This is a genomic window from Streptomyces sp. NPDC051217, assembly GCF_044455465.1.
Classification (GTDB): Bacteria; Actinomycetota; Actinomycetes; order Streptomycetales; family Streptomycetaceae; genus Streptomyces.
On sequence record NZ_JBITEV010000011.1, the window covers coordinates 1 to 13,450 of the forward strand.

At 70.1% G+C, this 13,450-nt stretch carries 11 protein-coding genes, 1 rRNA gene and 1 pseudogene; 5 read left to right on the forward strand and 8 right to left on the reverse strand.

From position 1 onward, the window contains the following. Nucleotides 1-92 (forward strand): 5S ribosomal RNA (gene rrf, locus ACIBBB_RS23515); the annotation flags it as partial. A 64-nt stretch (nt 93-156) separates the two neighbouring features. Here the strand turns inward: rrf and ACIBBB_RS23520 are convergent. Then, a pseudogene (locus tag ACIBBB_RS23520) lies at nt 157-453 on the reverse strand (response regulator transcription factor); the annotation flags it as partial. A gap of 82 nt (nt 454-535) precedes the next feature. Continuing rightward, complete coding sequence (locus tag ACIBBB_RS23525) at nt 536-1,807, reverse strand: sensor histidine kinase (RefSeq protein ID WP_398985038.1); 1,272 nt, start codon at nt 1,805-1,807, stop codon at nt 536-538. Between the two features lie 245 nt (nt 1,808-2,052). Here ACIBBB_RS23525 and ACIBBB_RS23530 point away from each other — a divergent pair, with 245 nt between their 5' ends. Continuing rightward, nucleotides 2,053-2,616 (forward strand): GNAT family N-acetyltransferase, encoded by a 564-nt coding sequence (locus ACIBBB_RS23530; RefSeq protein ID WP_398985040.1) that lies wholly within the window; start codon nt 2,053-2,055, stop codon nt 2,614-2,616. 65 nt (nt 2,617-2,681) lie between these two features. On the opposite strand, the gene ACIBBB_RS23535 is transcribed toward ACIBBB_RS23530, so the two are convergent. From ACIBBB_RS23535 to ACIBBB_RS23560, 6 genes are all read right to left on the reverse strand, one after another. Further along, complete coding sequence (locus ACIBBB_RS23535) at nt 2,682-4,181, reverse strand: type VI secretion protein (RefSeq protein WP_398985042.1); 1,500 nt, start codon at nt 4,179-4,181, stop codon at nt 2,682-2,684. 5 nt (nt 4,182-4,186) lie between these two features. Continuing rightward, nucleotides 4,187-5,635, reverse strand: a complete 1,449-nt coding sequence (locus tag ACIBBB_RS23540; RefSeq protein WP_189110611.1) for an ATP-binding protein — start codon at nt 5,633-5,635, stop codon at nt 4,187-4,189. Between the two features lie 160 nt (nt 5,636-5,795). Beyond that, on the reverse strand, nt 5,796-7,367 hold the full coding sequence (locus tag ACIBBB_RS23545; protein ID WP_398985044.1) for an SCO6880 family protein: 1,572 nt from the start codon (nt 7,365-7,367) through the stop codon (nt 5,796-5,798). After that, complete coding sequence (locus ACIBBB_RS23550) at nt 7,364-8,734, reverse strand: hypothetical protein (protein ID WP_398985046.1); 1,371 nt, start codon at nt 8,732-8,734, stop codon at nt 7,364-7,366. Before ACIBBB_RS23550 ends, ACIBBB_RS23545 begins: the two co-directional genes overlap by 4 nt. Beyond that, on the reverse strand, nt 8,724-9,584 hold the full coding sequence (locus tag ACIBBB_RS23555) for a hypothetical protein (RefSeq protein ID WP_398985048.1): 861 nt from the start codon (nt 9,582-9,584) through the stop codon (nt 8,724-8,726). The genes ACIBBB_RS23550 and ACIBBB_RS23555 overlap by 11 nt, the downstream gene beginning before the upstream one ends. A gap of 246 nt (nt 9,585-9,830) precedes the next feature. Then, entirely contained in the window at nt 9,831-10,139 is a 309-nt protein-coding gene (locus ACIBBB_RS23560; RefSeq protein WP_189110607.1) for a hypothetical protein, read from the reverse strand. 499 nt (nt 10,140-10,638) lie between these two features. On the opposite strand from ACIBBB_RS23560, the gene ACIBBB_RS23565 reads away from it, so the two are divergent. The 3 genes from ACIBBB_RS23565 to ACIBBB_RS23575 all read left to right on the forward strand — a co-directional run bounded on the left by ACIBBB_RS23565 (nt 10,639) and on the right by ACIBBB_RS23575 (nt 13,441). Next, nucleotides 10,639-11,040, forward strand: a complete 402-nt coding sequence (locus ACIBBB_RS23565) for a hypothetical protein (RefSeq protein WP_398985050.1) — start codon at nt 10,639-10,641, stop codon at nt 11,038-11,040. Then, a complete protein-coding gene (locus ACIBBB_RS23570; protein ID WP_398985052.1) occupies nt 11,037-12,884 on the forward strand; it encodes an alpha/beta hydrolase in 1,848 nt (615 codons plus the stop codon). The genes ACIBBB_RS23565 and ACIBBB_RS23570 overlap by 4 nt, the downstream gene beginning before the upstream one ends. A gap of 227 nt (nt 12,885-13,111) precedes the next feature. Next, nucleotides 13,112-13,441 (forward strand): hypothetical protein, encoded by a 330-nt coding sequence (locus tag ACIBBB_RS23575; protein ID WP_398985054.1) that lies wholly within the window; start codon nt 13,112-13,114, stop codon nt 13,439-13,441. The last annotated feature ends 9 nt before the right edge of the window (nt 13,442-13,450 follow it).

A 13,450-nucleotide genomic window follows, 5' to 3' on the forward strand; every position in this document is an offset into this window, starting at 1 on the left:
CGCCCGGTTACATTCCGAACCCGGAAGCTAAGCCTTTCAGCGCCGATGGTACTGCAGGGGGGACCCTGTGGGAGAGTAGGACGCCGCCGAACAATTTTTGTGGGAGTGCCCCGCACCGTTTATGGTGCGGGGCATTTCCGCGTTCAAGACCCTTTTCTATGACGGGTGGACCAACCTCGCCTCGTACGCCAGGATTACCGCCTGGACGCGGTCGCGTGAGCCTGTCTTCGCCAGCACGCGGCCCACATGCGTCTTCACCGTCGATTCCGCGAGGTGGAATCGGGCGGCGATCTCGGCGTTCGTCCAGCCCTGACCGATGACGGTGAGGATTTCCCGTTCCCGGCCGGTGAGCAGGGCGATTTCCGGGTGGGATCTCTCCGGCGCCGACTGTTCGGAGCCGGCAACCCCGTTCGTGGTCGGGAGGCGCTGGGCGTACGCGTCCAGCAGGCGGCGAGGGTCATGTCGTCCTGGCTCTCCAGCAGCATCCGGAAGCCCATGCGCCGCAAGGGCTGGTCGTCGGCTATCAGTACGGTCGTCACACCCGGTCGTCCTCGTCGTTCGGCAGATGCAGGTGGACCCGCCAGCCCTCGTCGGGCGCCGGCAGCGGTCCGACCTCAAGTGTGCCCGCGTACAGGGCGCTACGTTCCCGCATGCCGGTGATGCCGCGGCCTCCCGCCCGCGTGGGACCCGGTCTGCCGGTGTCGGTGATCTCCGCGGTGATTGCCTCCGGCGTACGGCTGAGTGTGACCGTCGCCGTGGCCTCGGGGCCCGCGTGCTTGAGGGTGTTGGTGAGGGCCTCCTGGACGACGCGGTAGACCGTGAGCTGGCGGCCCCGCGGTGCTGCTTCGAGTCCGAGGTCGCCGATGACCGTGACATGGACGGGCAGGCCCGCCGCCCGTACACCGTCGATCAGCTGGTCCAGTTCGCCGAGGCCGGGCTGTGGCGCGAGTTCGGCGGCGGCGGCCTGGGGCTCGTTCTGGAGGATGCCGAGCAGGCGGCGGAGCTCCGTGAGGGCCTGGCGGCTGGTGATGGCTATCGCGTCCAGGGCCTCGGTCGCGCGCTGCGGGTTCTTCCTCGCCGCGTACGAACCGCCGTCCGCGAGGCCCGTGATGACCGACAGGTTGTGGCCGAGGATGTCGTGCATCTCGCGTGCGATCCTGGTGCGTTCGGCGGCGGCGGCGAGCTGGGCCTGCTGGTCGCGTTCGATCTCCAACTGCTTCGCCCGCTCCCTCAACGAGGCCGTGTACTCCTGTCTCGTGCGCCACGCGATCCCCAGCAGAGCCACCGCGGCGAAGCTCGTCAGTGACGACTGGAGGGGGATGACCCAGCCTTCCGCCGGGTGGCGCGCCACGCCCACGACGAGGGGGACGCTCAACAGCGCCGCACTCAGGGCCAGTTGGCGCATCGGGAGGCGGAGCGCGATGTTGAAGATGACGATCAGCTCGCAGAAGACGGCGATCTGGAGCCCGGCGCCCGACCAGGCCTGCACCAGGGCGAACGGGAACATCGCCAGCAGCGTTTCGAGGGGATGCGTACGTCGGCGCAGCAGGGGCAGCGGGAAGCCCACGACGCAGACCGCCGCCGGCCACAGGAGCGCGTCGGGGTTGGGCGAGACCGATCGCCAGCCCCCGCCGCCCACGTCGATCGCGCCGCCGATCAGCAGACAGCCCACCAGAAGCAGGTCCCGGACAAGCGGGTGAGTCTTGTCGTAGGCGTCGATCCGCCGGGCCGCGCGGTTGATCAGCTGGGTGAGTGATCTGTTGTCGCCACGCACCCTTGCTCCCGCTGTCGGCCCCGCGCTCGTCATTTCTCCATCGTCATACATCGCGCGTGTGGGTCCCGCCGGTTCTGCCGCCGTATCGCTTGGTGAGTCCGTTGGCCTTGATCATGGCTTCGACGGTAGGCGGTTCGCGGGTCGGGAACGTCGGACCGCGGGCGGGCACCGCGTACGGGGCGTACTACCCCGGTACCACGGCGGTCCCGGGGAACCCTGAGACCCGTCTCCGGAAAACTGGTTTGTGGGCGGGGGTCCCGGGCGCGGAGGATCGCCGCATGAACCAGACACCTGTCGTACGTGCCGTACGCGCCGACGAATGGGCCAGGGCGAAGGAATTCGGGCTCGACGCCCTGCGTGATCCGGCCGCGCCCGTCGCCTTCCTCGATACCTACGAGGACGCCGTACAGCGCCCGGACTCCTTCTGGCGGGAGCGGACGGAGGGATCCGCGCGGGGCACGTCGGCGCGGCAGTTCGTGGCCGAACTGGCGGACGGGGGCTGGGCCGGTTCGGTGGTGGTGCTGGTCGAGCGGCGGGGCGCGTCGGATGTGCTGGGCGGCCGGAGCGCCTGCGACCAGGCGCACATCGTCGGTGTGTACGTACGGCCGGAGCACCGGGGCGCCGGGCTGCTGAAGGAGCTGCTCGACGTGGCCGCCGAGTGGGCGTGGTCGCTGGAGGAGCCGCGTGTCGAGCGGGTGCGGCTGCTTGTGGACGAGCGGAACGGGCGTGCGCGGGCCGCGTACCGCAAGCTGGGATTCGAGCCGACCGGGGAGACCCTCCCCGTGGAGAACGATCCCTCCGCGCGGGAGTTCGAGCTCGCGGTGTCGCGGCCGCGGACCTGAGCGCCGGGAGCCGTCAGCGCCGCCGTACGAGGCCAAGCCGGCGGGCGCGGGGTGAACGGGGCGGCTCAGGCGGGGAGTTCCTGGTGGGGCCAGCGGTCCGGCCAGCGGTCCCTGCCCTGTTCGCGTGAGCGCAGGAGGACCAGCGCCGGCATCCCCTGCTCGTCCCCGTCGGCCAGCAGCTCGGGCAGCGCGGGCAGTGGCGCCACCGCCGCCACGTCATCGAGCACCAGCGTCATTGGTGGGTCGAGCCGACCGGCGGATGACCGTACGGCCATGCGGCGGCCGTGCTCGACCACGCTTGAGGCGAGAGCGGTGAGCAGCGGCATCGCTCCCGGACGAGTGCGCGGATCTTCGATCGGCTCACCCACCACATAGAGCGTGCCCCCCTCGGCCGCGAAAGAATCCAGGGCGAGCGAGTCGGCGCGATTGGGTGTGCACGCGTCGCGGATGTGGACGGACGACAGGGACGTCAGCGCGCGGGTCGTCAACTGCTGGGCGATCTCCCGGCGTTCGGGGTACGCGGTGAGCGCGGACTCCAGCAGACCCGCGAGCCCGGAGGCGGCCTTGGGGTGGGTACGCAGGAGCCGTACGGCGTCGTGGGCGCCGCCTCCCTGTGCCCAGCGGTGCACCTGTTTGAACGGCCGCCCGTCGGCGGCGGCGGCGTGCAGCCAGCAGCGCAGCAGGGTCTCCGCCGTGTCGGCCATGGCGGCGTCGAGGCGGGCCGGCGGACGTACGGGCGCGAGCAGCGCGAGGGCACGCGCGGCGGCGGTGTCGGCGTCCTCGCAGCCGGTGGTGGGGGACCAGTGGAGGCGGGCCGGGGTGTCGCAGAGGTGGCCGGGGTCGTAGACGAGAACGGGGCCGAGTTTGGCGCGGGCGTCCTTGGTCTCGGCCCAGACGGTCGGGTCGGAGGTGACGACGAGCGCGGGGCCCTCGGCGTCCTGGATGGCCTGCACGGCGGCGGGGCGGCGGGTGTGGGGGGCGCCGTAGCGGACGTGGGAGTACGGGGCGGTACGGGGGGCGGGGACGGGCACCTGTACGGGTGGGGCGACCGGTGGGGCGACGGGTTGGGCCTGCTCGACCGGCGCGGGGGCGGGGGGCCGTTCGACGGGAGCCGGGGCCGGGGCGGGAGTCTCCCGTACGTACTCCTCCTCCGCCCTCGCCTCCTTCGCCTCGGCGCGCTCCCGCGCCCGTTGGCGTTCCCGGAGCCGTACCGTACGCAGCGCGCGCCAGCGGGTCACCACGCCGAGCACGAACACCGCCAGGACGGTCGCCACCATCAGCTCGCCGATGAACAGACCCCAGAACAGCCCGTATCCGGAGAGCTCGCCCGGCGGTGTGTCCGGCCAGGCGGCCGGAAGGTCGTGCGGGGCCGAGACCAACTGCCGTGCGGCCGACGGCGTACGCATGAAGGTCACCGTGTCCGGCCACGAGCCGTGCGCGAAGAGCGCGGCGAGGCCCGTCGCCGTCCACACGAACAGCGTGATCCCGAGCAGGAAGCCCAGCACGCCCAGGATCAGCCCGTCCGGGACACCGCCCTCCCGAGCCGCCCCATTGCCCGCCGCCATGCCCGTCACGCCACCGTGGACTCGGAGGACGCGTTCAACCGCTGCTGCTCCATGAGGATCGCGCGCTGTTCCGCTTCCCACTCGGCGGCCCGTACGTCGTCGGGCAGCCCGCCGCTCAGGGCGTCGGCGGCGTCGGAGGCATTGGACGCCTGACTGTTCTCCGTCATCGCGCGGTCGGTGAAGACGAGTGGTCGTTCGGCCTCGGTGACCAGGTGTTTGACGACCTGGACGTTGCCGTTGACGTCCCACACCGCGATACCCGGCGTGAGGCTCGGGATGATCTCGACCGCCCAGCGCGGCAGCCCGAGGACCTGGCCGGTGGACCGCGCCTCGTCCGCCTTCTGCGCGTAGATCGTCCGGGTCGACGCCATCTTGAGGATGGCGGCGGCTTCCTTGGCGGCGGCGCCGTCGACCACGTCGGAGAGGTGGTGGACGACGGCCACGAACGACAGACCCAGCCGGCGGCCGAACTTGAGGAGCCGCTGGAAGAGCTGTGCGACGAACGGGGAGTTGATGATGTGCCAGGCCTCCTCGACCAGGAAGATGCGCTTCTTCCGGTCGGGGCGGATCCAGGTGTGCTCCAGCCACACGCCGACGATCGCCATCAGGATCGGCATCGCGATCGAGTTGCGGTCGATGTGCGAGAGGTCGAAGACGATGAGCGGCGAGTCCAGGTCGATACCGACGGTCGTCGGTCCGTCGAACATGCCGCGCAGGTCACCGTCGACCAGGCGGTCCAGGACGAGGGCGACGTCCAGGCCCCAGGCCCGTACATCGTCTATGTCCACGTTCATGGCCTCGGCCGACTCCGGCTCCGGGTGGCGCAGTTGCTCCACGATGTCCATGAGGACGGGCTGGCGCTCGACGATCGTGGCGTGGACGTAGGCGTGCGCGACCTTGAGCGCGAAGCCGGAGCGCTCGTCCAGACCGTGGCCCATGGCGACTTCGATGATGGTGCGGAGCAGGGCGAGCTGGCCGGTCGTGGTGATCGCCGGGTCGAGCGGGTTGAGCTTGATACCGCCGTCCAGGGCCGCCATCGGGTCGAGCCGGATGGGGGTTATACCCAGCTCCTGCGCGATGAGGTTCCACTCGCCGGCGCCGTCCTCGCCCTGGGCGTCGAGGACGACGACCTGGCGGTCGCGGAAACGCAGCTGCCGCAGGACGTACGTCTTCTCCAGGGCCGACTTGCCGTTGCCGGACTCGCCGAGGACCAGCCAGTGCGGGGCGGGGAGTTGCTGCCCGTACAGCTGGAAGGGGTCGTAGATGTAGCCCTTGCCGCTGTAGACCTCGCGGCCGATGATGACGCCCGAGTCGCCGAGGCCGGGGGCGGCGGTCGGCAGGTAGACGGCCTGCGCCTGGCCGGTGGACGTACGGACCGGGAGCCGGGTGGTCTCCACCTTCCCGAAGAGGAAGCTGGTGAAGGCGTCCGTGAAGGCGGACATGGGATCTCGCATCACAGGCCCCTATCAGCGGCGGTCGGTTTTCGAGCGGCGGTCGTCGGGTGGTGCACGGCGGTCGTCGGTTTTCGAACGGCGGTCGTCGGCATGCGGTGGACGGATGTGGGCCGGCGGTGGACGGTCGGTTTTCCAGCGGTTGTCGGTCGGCGGACGGTTCTCATCGGCGGATGCCGGTGGCGAACGGCAGGGTGTTCACGAACGCCCGGTGGTGCTCGCGGTCGCACCACTCCAGCTTCAGATACGACTTGCCGGCGGACGCCCGGATCGTCCGCTTGTCCCTGGCCAGGGCCTCGGGCGAGCGGGACGACACCGTGATGTACCCGACAATGTTGACCCCCGCCGCGCCACTGGCGAGATCTTCACCCCGTTGGTCGAGCCGGCCGTGCGCCGCGATGTCGCGCGGGTCGACGGTGCGGTTCATCTTGGCGGCGCGGCTCGCGTCGGCCTCGTCGTTCGTCTTCTCCGTGAGCATCCGCTCGATGGCGACCTCGGTCGGCTCCAGGTCCATGCAGACCGCGACCGTACGGATCACGTCGGGCGTGTGGACGAGCAGCGGGGCGAGGAAGTTGACGCCGACCGGGGTCATCGGCCACTCCTTCACCCAGGCCGTGGAGTGGCACCAGGGCGCGCGGGTGGAGGACTCGCGGGTCTTCGCCTGGAGGTACGTGGGCTCCATGGCGTCCAGCTCGGCGGGCCAGGCGTTGCGCTTCGTCATGGCCTGGATGTGGTCTATGGGGTGGTCCGGGTCGTACATCGAGTGCACCAGCGAGGCCAGCCGGGCCTGCCCGAGCGGCTGGCGGACGCGGATGTCGGCCTCCGCGAGGCGGGCACAGATGTCGGTGAGCTCGCGGGCCATGACGACGGCGAGGCCGGCGTCCTTGTCGAGCTTGCGGCCCCGGCCGCCCTTGCCGCCGCCCGCGGCCTGGCGGGTGGCGCGGGCCATGGCCTGGCCCTCGGAGGCCAGTTCGCGGGTGTAGTGCATGCAGGCGACGAGGTACGCGCGGTGCTGCTCGCTGGAGGTGGAGACCATGGACTGGAGCTGTTCGTACGACTCCTGGAGCCAGCCCGGGGACGCGGAGTCGCCGCGCTGGGCGACGTCCTTGGCGTGCGCGTCGGGGTCGGCGGGGAGCGTACGGGCGAGCATCTGGAGGCGGGTGACGAAGCCGTCGCCGTTGGCGACGTGCTTGAGGAGCGTGCCGAACCGGTCGACGAGCGCTTCCTGGTCCTCGCTGTCGCGCAGGCCGACGCCGGGGCCCTCGATCTCGATGGCGGCGGTGACGGTGCGGCGGTCGGCGTGCAGCAGGACGGCGATCTCGTCGGGGCCGAAGGGCGCGGCCAGCCAGTTGATCCGCCCGATACCGGGCGGGGGGCCGATCTCGACCTCGCGGCCGTCGGCCATGGTGCCGGACTCCATGGCGGGGGAGCGGTAGGTGGTGCCGTTGCGCAGGGTCCGTTTGAAACTGCGGTTGATCTCGAACCACTTGTAGACCGTGCGGTGCTTGTACGGGACGTACACCGCGGCCAGCGCGAGGAGCGGGAACCCGAGCAGCGTCACGATCCGCAGCGACAGGACGGGCACGACGAGCCCGCTCATCATGCCGAGGAACGCGCCGGCGATGATCAGCGCGATCTCGCCCGTCTCACGGTTCTTGCCGACGATCGCGTTCGGCCGCGCGCGGCCGATGAGATACGTACGGCGGGGCGCGACCGGATGGGACTGAGTCGTCAACGCCCTCCACCTCCTGTGCTGTTGTTACCGGTTCCGCGGTTTCCGTGGTTGCTGCGGCTGCTGTGGGGGGTGCCGCTGGTGGGGCTGCTGGAGCGGGGGGCGGGGGCCGGCGAGGGGACGCTGCCACCTCCGCCTCCGCCGCCCGAGGAGGCGCGGCTGCTGTGGGCGGCGACGCCACCGGAGACGGGGTTGGAGGGCCGGGCCCCGCCGCTGCTGCCGCTTTCGCCGCCGCCTCCGCCGCTTCGGCCGCTGTGGGTCTTGATGCCCTGCGAGACGACACCGGCGGGCGAACTGATCACGGCGGCGGCGCGGCCGCCGGCGGTGGACAGCTTGGCGTTGCTGCGGGCGCTCGCGATCTCGTCGCCGAAGCCGGGGACGAAGCGGTAGATCATGGCCGACGCGAAGATGGCGAGGATGATGATGGCGAGGCCGGAGACGACGGCAGAGAACGAGTCGGGCCCGTCGTCGGAGGTGAGCGCGCCGGCGAGGCCGAGGACGATGACGATCACGGGTTTCACCATGATGACCGCGATCATGAGCCCGGCCCAGCGGCGTACATGGCCCCACATGTTCTTGTCGACGAGCCCGGCGTAGACGACGACGCCGAGGAGGGCGCCGACGTAGAGCAGGATCGCCCGGATGAACAGCTCCAGATAGAGGATGCCGGCCGCGAGGATCGTCACGAGGGACACGACGATCAGCATGATCGGCCCGCCGCCGATGTCGGTGTCCTTCTTCAGCGCCTCGGAGAACGTCCCGAAGAACACATCGGTCTGCCCACTGGTCCCGCCGGCGATGACGTCGGTGACGCCGTCGGTGGCGGAGACGAGGGTGTAGAGGATGAGCGGGGTGAAGGCGGAGGCGAGGACGGTGAGCCAGAGGAAGCCGATGGCCTCGGAGATGGCGGTGGTGAGCGGGACGCCGCGGATGGCGCGCTTGGCGACGGCGAGGAGCCAGAGGATGAGGGTGAGGATGGTGGCGGCGGCGAAGACGACGGCGTACTGGGAGAGGAAGGTGGTGTTGGTGAAGTCGACCTCGGCGGTCTCCTTCACGGCTTTGGAGAGGGTGTCGACGGTCCACGCGGCGGCGTCGGCGCAGCCGCGCGCGAGGGCGGTGAGGGGGTCGACGACGCTGGTGGGGTCGTCGAGGGGGGAGTTGCGGGAGGAGCTGCCGGGTTCGCCGTCTTCGCAGTAGTCCTTGGCGAGTCCGACGATGAGATCGCAGGGATTGTCGCTGTCGCTGGGGCTCGGAGTCGGAGTGGGCGACGGTGCTGCGGACGAGCGTGTGGCCAGCATCATGACCAGCGCGGACGCACTGGCCACGGACCCCAGGAGCGAGGACAGGCTGAAGCGACGGCTACCGGGCATAGGTGAAACCTCCGTATCCCTCGACAGCCTTGGCGATCTCGTCGGCCGAGGAGGCTCGATTGTCACCATTGACAGGCGTCGGACCCTCGGACTGCGTTGATGACACGATCTTCCAGTCATCACCGACCCACTTGAGCTTCTCGGTGATGGTGAACCACGTGGCGGTCACGGGCTTCGTGGAACCCTCGCCGGCCATCCCCACAAGGCCGGTGCACCAGACCTCAGCTGTGGCCGTGTCCCCATTCATTTCGGTCACTTTGGTGCCGACGGGCATGGTCCTGGACACGAAGGTGAGTCCGCTCGGTGCTGTCCCATCGTCGTTGAGGCCGACGTTCTTGAGGAAGGCCGGGGAGTAGGCCGCGTCCAGCTGGCCGAGGAGAGTGTCGACGGCTGCTGGATCGTGAGTCGTCCGGACGATCTGCTGGCGCGAGTCGGGGGTGAACATACCGTCGGAGCCGAGTGCCACCGCGTAATTCGCCGCCGCACTCTCCGCCCCCTGCTCATCCTTCGCGAACCCCGAGGGAATCCCCCCGTTCTTCCCCGTCACCGGCTTCACCCCCGACGCCGCCGTCGGTTCCGGGCCCGACGCGTTGTCGCCGCCGCCTCCTGCGCCCGACGCGCCCGTGTCGTCGCCGCCACCGCGGTTCGCGAACGCGATAGCCGCGATCAGGAGCACCACCACACCCACCATCGCGATGAGCGAGCGCGAACTCCGTTGCGGGCGACGACCGCCCCCGTATCCGTCGCCGGCCCCGCCGTCGGGCAGACGCGTGCGCGTCTGGCCCATCCCGCCGAAGCCGTCGTCCGTCGTCCGGCCCGGGTCGTTCCCGTGCTCGTCGCCGAAGCTCATGCCGCGTCCGCCCCCTCGACCGGTTCAACCGTGTGCAGTTCCGCTTGCGCTACCGCTCGCAGTACCGCTGGGCACGACGGTAGCCGCACTGGTTTCCGCGCGGGCGCGGTGTGGTGACTCGACATCAGGGAGACGCAACCTCGGCGGATGGGCGCGACGGACGGATGGTGTGGGGACGGATGGTGTCGATTCGGATGAGGTAGAGGTGGGCCGGGCGTACCCGGTGTGGATCGGTCCGATGTGACGCTAAACAGCCATCCCGTACACAATCGTGAAGACTGTCCCGAGGGACCCGATGATGAAGACGCCGGTCAGCCCGGCGACGATCAGACCCTTGCCCTGCTCCGCGCTGAAGGTGTCACGCAGCGCGGTCGCGCCGATACGCTGCTTGGCCGCACCCCAGATCGCGATGGCGAGACAGAGCAGGATGGCGATGGCCATCACCACCTCGACAATGATGCGAGCCTCCGTGCCCAGGTTCCCGAAGGGCCCCCAGCTCGGAGCGATACCACCGATGATGGTGTTGATGTCGCCCTTCTCGGCTTCCACGTCCATGCAACTCACCGCCCCTGTTGGGTTGTTAAGTGCCCGCGCCCGGCGGCACGGATCGCCTTCTATCTTCGCTGATGGAACCGGCCTCGTATGCCGACTTGGCGGGTCTCTTTACCCGATCCCCGCACGTTTGACCGATCCGACTGCCCTGACCTGTGTCGTGAACCGGAGTATGCGCGTACGTGTACGGTCACTCTGTGTATCACGGAGAGTGACTCCGGGCAATGATTGGCGTTGTGCACTCTTGAGCCCGCCGCGGTTTTGCGTCCGTGCGCCATCCGTGCGCCAGTCGCGGGCGGAGGCGGGCCCACCGTACGGGTGAACCTTCGCGGGACGCCGCGACGGTGAGGGACGCGGCCGATGCCAACGGGGAACGGGCCTTCCGCCCTCCCGTGGCCGCTCCGTCCGTTCTTCCCCCTCCTTTCCGTGCGGCACCTGCGCGGTCCCGGGTTGGGACAGTGCCACCCGACATCCCGGACAACAGAGGACAGGGGCGGGTGGCATGGCGGGCATGGCGGGCTATTCGGGCGGTTTGCGGGCGCTGGCCGACGAGGCGGGCGCGGCGGCCGGGGGTTCCGGCGGGGGAGCGGGGGAGCGGCTGAGGCACAGCGACGGGCCGTGGACCCGGGCGGCCGGCGGGGCGGAGGTGATGCGTACGCAGATGGCTTACCTGAAGGCGGAGTTCGAAACGGCGCACGAGGGCGTGGCGGGCGGCGGGGAAGGGCTGAGCGTCGTCGGGGTGCTCGCGACCGTACGTACGTCATGGGAACGGCGCATCGAGGCAGCCCGCGACGAGTGCGGAAGCCTGGCGGGCCCGCTACGGGCGGTGGCCAGGACGCAGGGTGAGCACGACACCGCGATCAGGTCGGGGCTGGCGGGGGTCGACGCGGGGGCGGGGCGGTGAGCGGCGGGCTCACCTGGGCGCAGTTACGGGACGTGAGATGTGCCGAGCTGGAGGGCGCGGCGGACGGCTGGGGCAGGGCGAGCAACCGCGCGGACGCGGCACGCGACCGGATCGACAAGCAGCTGCTGGCCGGGCTGACCGCCTCTCAGGAGGGTGAGGCGGCGCGGGCGGCGGCGGGGCGGCTGCGGGCGCTGGGGCGGAACTTCCAGTACATCTACACGGAGTGCGGGCTGGTCCGTACGACGCTGAACAGCCTGGCCCAAGACCTGCGGGGCCCGCAGCGGCAGCTCAAGGACGCGCTGGATGAGGCGGCGGGTCTGAGGTTCACCGTGCAAGTGGACGGGTCGGTGAGCTATCCGGCGGCGGGGGAGGACCCGTTCACGAAGGAGAAGCTGCGCGGCGGGACGGTTACGGGCCACGCGTATCTGCGGTCCGCCCCGCCGCCGGGATTCACGAGCCCGAACCCGCTCGCGGCGAAGGCGCAGGCCATCGCGGACCGGATCGCCCGCGCGCTGGGCGAGGCGGCGGAGGTCGACGCGCGGTACGCGCAGACGCTGCGGAAGCTGACCGCCGGGGACGGTCTCAAGGTCACGGCCGCGATGTGGGCGGACGCGAGCGCGGACGCGACGGCGGTGCGCGCGCTGACGGCGGACTATCTCCGGGCGGCTATCCCGCACGGTGCGACGCCGGCGGAACGGCTGGCGTGGTGGCAGGGCCTGACGGCGGAACAGCAGGAGGAGTACCTGGCGGTCCACCCCGACCTGATCGGCAACCTGGACGGCATCCCGGCGGCGGTACGCGACGCGGCGAACCGGGACAACTTGGCGCTGCTGATGGGGAAATTGGAGGGTGCGGAGGACGACAGGTCGCGGACGATGCTGGCGGGTCTGAGATCCATCGACGGGCAGTTGCGGGCGGGGGGGCATCCGCCGATGTTCCTGTTGGGGATCGGGGACGAGGGAAATGGGCGGGCGATCGTGTCGTACGGGAATCCGGATACGGCGAGGAATGTGTCGGCGTACGTGCCGGGGCTGGGGACGGGATTGGACGAGGGGTTTGCGGAGGACGATTTGAAGCGGGCGAGGGATACGTGGATGGGTGCGCAGGAGTACGACGCGTCCACGGCGTCGATCGTGTGGCTGGGCTATGACGCGCCGCAGCTTTCGCTGGACGACATCCCGGGGAATTCGGACGTGATGTTCACCGGCCGCGCGGAGGCGGGGGCGACGGCGTACGGCGGCTTCATGGCGGGAATCGCGGCGACGAACGAGAACGAGAACCCGCATATGACGGCCGTGGGCCACTCGTACGGCTCCCTGACGGTGGGCCAGGCCGCCCAGCGGGACGGCGGTATTCCGGGGGTGGACGACATTGTGCTGGTGGGCAGCCCTGGAACGGGCGCGGATTCCGCGGATGACCTGGGAGTGGGCAGAGACCATGTCTACGTGGGCGCGGCGGAGAACGACCCGGTGACGCGGGCGCCGGCGAAGGGGGAAGCGCAGGGCATGGGGATGGGCGCGCTGGGGGGCGCGTCGGCGGGGGCGGTGCTGGGAGGGCCGGTGGGGGCGGCGGTCGGGGGTGTGGGCGGGGCGACGATGGCGTACTTCGCGCAGGACGCACAGACGAGGGAGAGCGAGATCTGGTTCGGCACGGATCCGGCGCATGAGGATTTCGGGGCGAGGAGATTCAGGGTGGATGACGGGCCGCATCCGGTTGTGGGTGGGGTGAAGGCGCACTCCAACTATTTCAATCCCGGGAAGGATGTCACGTCCGCCGACAATATCGCCAGGATTGTTGTTGGGGACTACCAATACGTTCAGATGGACGGGCATAGGAGGGGATGAAATTGCGGCGTGCCCTGGGACTTGCGTTGGCTTGCGTCACAATGGTCGGGTGCTCGGCACCCGACGGCTCTGGAGCGGATGGGGAGCGGGCTTTGAATATGCAGGAGGCAGCGGACCGTGCGGATTCCATTCTTGAGGGCACCTTTCGCGCGATCCGGCCCGGGGTCAGGTGGACGCACGGTGAGACAACGGCGGGGAGCTGCGACTTGTCGCGGCGTAGGGCTGTGATGACGATCATTTCCGAGCAGCGACGTGGCGGATTCCTCGGAGTTGTCGAGCGGTCCTGGCGGAAGAGCGGTTACGAGATCACCTCCGTCAACAGCAGCCCAAGGTTCCCGGCCATCTATGCCAAATCTCTCGACGGCTTCGGGATCAGACTCAGCATCGGTGGACAGGGCCAGGCCTTTTTCGAGGTCGCCACTCCATGCGTGGAGAACTCGGCCGTCGCGGACCCCACGGCTGAGACCGATGGGCCCAACTACGCCGGCGGCCCTATTCCTCGACCCGACGTCCACGACGACTTCTGGTCCGCGACCACGCCCCCACCCCTCCCCTGACCGGCAGTC

What these genes read in the sequence shown, in the direction of transcription:
- ACIBBB_RS23525 (WP_398985038.1), bottom strand. Translation starts at nt 1,807, where the DNA reads ATGACGAGCGCGGGGCCGACAGCGGGAGCAAGGGTGCGTGGCGACAAC.
- ACIBBB_RS23530 (WP_398985040.1), top strand. Translation starts at nt 2,053, where the DNA reads ATGAACCAGACACCTGTCGTACGTGCCGTACGCGCCGACGAATGGGCC.
- ACIBBB_RS23535 (WP_398985042.1), bottom strand. Translation starts at nt 4,181, where the DNA reads ATGGCGGCGGGCAATGGGGCGGCTCGGGAGGGCGGTGTCCCGGACGGG.
- ACIBBB_RS23540 (WP_189110611.1), bottom strand. Translation starts at nt 5,635, where the DNA reads ATGCGAGATCCCATGTCCGCCTTCACGGACGCCTTCACCAGCTTCCTC.
- ACIBBB_RS23550 (WP_398985046.1), bottom strand. Translation starts at nt 8,734, where the DNA reads ATGCCCGGTAGCCGTCGCTTCAGCCTGTCCTCGCTCCTGGGGTCCGTG.
- ACIBBB_RS23555 (WP_398985048.1), bottom strand. Translation starts at nt 9,584, where the DNA reads ATGAGCTTCGGCGACGAGCACGGGAACGACCCGGGCCGGACGACGGAC.
- ACIBBB_RS23560 (WP_189110607.1), bottom strand. Translation starts at nt 10,139, where the DNA reads ATGGACGTGGAAGCCGAGAAGGGCGACATCAACACCATCATCGGTGGT.
- ACIBBB_RS23565 (WP_398985050.1), top strand. Translation starts at nt 10,639, where the DNA reads ATGGCGGGCATGGCGGGCTATTCGGGCGGTTTGCGGGCGCTGGCCGAC.
- ACIBBB_RS23575 (WP_398985054.1), top strand. Translation starts at nt 13,112, where the DNA reads ATGACGATCATTTCCGAGCAGCGACGTGGCGGATTCCTCGGAGTTGTC.